3 protein-coding genes are annotated in these 2,510 nt (G+C 61.2%); 2 read left to right on the top strand and 1 reads right to left on the bottom strand.

The features are described from left to right. Positions 1-571, top strand: a 571-nt coding sequence (locus HNO88_RS22605; protein ID WP_376768809.1) for an IS3 family transposase, incomplete at its 5' end; no start/stop codon positions are given. Positions 572-815: 244 nt separating this feature from the next. Here HNO88_RS22605 and HNO88_RS21810 read toward each other — a convergent pair. Then, the gene (locus HNO88_RS21810; protein WP_246382303.1) at positions 816-1,445 is read right to left on the bottom strand and encodes a LysE/ArgO family amino acid transporter; all 630 of its coding nucleotides are present in this window, start codon (positions 1,443-1,445) and stop codon (positions 816-818) included. 63 nt (positions 1,446-1,508) lie between these two features. Here HNO88_RS21810 and HNO88_RS21805 point away from each other — a divergent pair, with 63 nt between their 5' ends. Beyond that, positions 1,509-2,408, top strand: a complete 900-nt coding sequence (locus HNO88_RS21805) for a LysR family transcriptional regulator ArgP (RefSeq protein WP_184250915.1) — start codon at positions 1,509-1,511, stop codon at positions 2,406-2,408. Positions 2,409-2,510: the final 102 nt, after the last annotated feature.

The following is a 2,510-nucleotide window of genomic DNA, read 5'->3' as shown; positions in this document are numbered from 1 at the left end:
CGTAGCCATAAGTGCCGCACCGGTGCTGTCCACAGTGCCGCACCTGTGGCTTGCCGATTACCCGTCGCGCAAGGCGCCCCAGACCGGACGCTTACTCTCGATCTACGAATCCGCCGATTGCACCGGATATGAGTCGCCGGAGAGCTGGAGCACGCTCGGCATGGGCGAGCCGGACGTTAGCACGCAGACCGAGGACGCAGCGAAGGCCTGGTTCGTGATGTTTCGCGACACCGTGCTCGGCCTCGCCGAAGCGCTGGGGATCGAACTGGAGCGCACGGAACTCCCGCTTGAGTTCGCCAAGGCGACCGAGCGCGTGGACCTGGGCTGGTTCCTGATCAAGGAAGGCTCAACCGGCGCAGTCCGGGCTCGCTGGAGCGGCCATGACGGAGAGCGCGAACGGGTGCGCTCGCAGGGCACCTGGTATCTCGCTTCCAAGCTCAAGGAAGCCCGGCAGGACGTGTTCGATTACATCGAGATGTTCTACAACCCTTTGCGCAAGCACGTCAGGAACGGGTTGCTCTCACCTGCCGCGTTCGAACGGCAGCAGACTTCGAAAGCAGAAGGCGTCTAGAAAACCAGGGGCTATTCACTCCGCGTGACTGAAGGCGACACCACCTCACTATCGCGGTCGTTTGAAGGACATTCGGGATCCCCGCAGCGCTCCTACGGAGCATCGTATTGGTAGCGAACGGCGGTTTCGCACACGGTGACGATGGCGCCGATAAACCACTTTAGCGCTTGCCGGAATCTCGAGCTTTGGGCTTGGACGATAGTCACGTCATTGCCAATGGACAGACGGGTTGGTGAGACTGTCCTCATACTAATACCCTAGCGATCAGCGTCGCCGCCAGCGTCAGCATCACAACGCCTACCACCGCATCAAGGGCCTTCCAGGCGACTGGCCTGGCGAACAGTGGTGTGAGGACACGGGCACCATAGCCGAGCGCGGCGAACCAGGTGATGCTTGCGGTCGCCGCACCCGCGACAAAAATCGGCCGGACCGCGGGGGCATGGGTCGAACCTGCAGCCCCCATCAGCAGCACCGTATCGAGATAGACATGCGGGTTAAGCAGGGTGAAGGCCGCTGCTGTGCCAACGGCGCGGCCGAGCGTTATGCTGCCATGCGTCGTGATGGTCATTGCATCGGGCGCCGTCATCCGTTGGAACGCCTTGCAGCCATACCAAATCAGAAAGAAGGCGCCGCCAACGGTCAGCGCCATCGTCAGTTGTGGCATCGCCCCGAGCAGGGCACCCACGCCTCCGACGCCAGCGGCGATGAGCAGCGCATCGGTGCAGCCGCAGAATAGCACGATCGGACCAACATGCTCACGCTTAAGGCCCTGACGGAGCACGAAGAGGTTCTGCGCGCCGATCGCCATGATGAGGGCACCCGACATTACGAAGCCTGTGAAGAAGGTTGGATATACGGTAGTCATGCTGCTCATGTGGCGATGCAGGAGAGTTCAGTAAAACTTGTTATTCTAACCCCGATGAAGCATTGCTAAGTCATGCTTGACTATGCAGCGCTGTCAGCTGTCGCTTGTGTCGTACGCGAAGGGAGCTTCGAGCGTGCCGCAGAGCGGCTTGGCGTCACGCCCTCGGCGGTGTCGCAGCGCGTGCGGACGCTGGAGGAGCGGTTGGGAAGCATACTGATCGTCCGAGGACAGCCATGCGTGGCCACCGGTCTTGGCAGACGGCTCTGCGCCCATATCGACCAAGTCCAGTTGCTTGAAGCCGATCTCGCGCTTACCACATCGCTTTTCATCGGGCTCGACGATGTTCCAATCACGTTGAAGATCGCGGTCAACTCGGATAGCATCGCTACTTGGTTTCCCGAAGCAGCAGCCCACTTCGCGAAGGCGACAGGCTATCTTCTGGAATTCATCATCGAGGACGAGGCGCTGACCGCCGATAGATTGCGGTCGGGCGAAGTCCTGGGCGCCGTATCCGCCGATCCCGGCACCGTTCAAGGATGTAAGACCATCGAACTCGGGAGCCTCGAGTATCGCGCCTGCTGCAGTCCCGACTTCGCCACGCGCTACTTTTCCAACGGAGTGACCGAAGAAGCGCTCCGCTGCGCGCCATGTCTGCGGTTCGAGCGGCGCGACGGACTCCAAGCCCGCTGGGCAAGAGAGACCCATGGCATCGAACTCGATGCGCCGATGCACTGGGTGCCGTCCACGTCAGGATTTCTCAACTTCGCGCTCCAAGGAATGGCTTGGGGTATGCACCCCACCATGCTTGCTCGCCCGTGGATCGCCAATGGCGAACTCGTTGAGATGAATTCGGGAGCGCCGATAAACGTGAAGCTCTTCTGGACGGTGACCCGACTGCACGCGCTGGCATTGAAGACGCTCACGGACGCCGTCCTCGACGTCGGTCGATCAAGGCTGCAGGAGGTTGGTTGACCACGGGTGACGTGCTCCCCGGATTGTTACCAGTCAGAGGTAGAGTCCCGCGCCTTCATGATGGTTGGTTGAGGTGATGGCAACCTGTCCGGGGGCATGCCC

It is taken from the genome of Novosphingobium chloroacetimidivorans (genome assembly GCF_014204535.1).
In the GTDB taxonomy this organism is placed as follows: domain Bacteria; phylum Pseudomonadota; class Alphaproteobacteria; order Sphingomonadales; family Sphingomonadaceae; genus Novosphingobium; species Novosphingobium chloroacetimidivorans.
The sequence above is the reverse complement of the archived record's forward strand: the minus strand, read 5'-3'. Positions and strand labels throughout refer to the sequence as shown.

Bases quoted from the DNA above. Each gene is read 5' to 3' on its own strand.
- HNO88_RS21810 (WP_246382303.1), bottom strand. From the start codon at position 1,445: ATGAGCAGCATGACTACCGTATATCCAACCTTCTTCACAGGCTTCGTA.
- HNO88_RS21805 (WP_184250915.1), top strand. From the start codon at position 1,509: ATGCTTGACTATGCAGCGCTGTCAGCTGTCGCTTGTGTCGTACGCGAA.